General features: G+C 56.6%; 1 protein-coding gene. It reads left to right on the forward strand.

All coding sequences use genetic code 11. From position 1 onward, the window contains the following. On the forward strand, positions 1–220 hold a 220-nt coding region (locus EOD29_RS36850; protein WP_206520621.1), incomplete at its 5' end, for a hypothetical protein. Positions 221–242: the final 22 nt, after the last annotated feature.

The following is a 242-nucleotide window of genomic DNA, read 5'->3' on the forward strand; positions in this document are numbered from 1 at the left end:
ATGGCGACCACCGCGATCTTGCCTCGGCGGTTCCGACCTGGTCCTTATAAGACAGATGCGCAACACACTTGCTCATGGCGCCGAGACGTTCGAGACCGTCGGTTCCCAATTCAGCACTCAGGACATTACCGAGAAGTTTCGACGGACAAGGATCTTCATGGTCTCGCTCATTAAGGGGCTTGAGCGCTACAAGACAAGGCAGCACTACCGCCGCGTTTAGGCGGGTACTTCTTCGAGACCGC

Origin of the sequence: Mesorhizobium sp. M1A.T.Ca.IN.004.03.1.1, from assembly GCF_003997555.1 — a bacterium.
Lineage (GTDB): Bacteria > Pseudomonadota > Alphaproteobacteria > Rhizobiales > Rhizobiaceae > Mesorhizobium.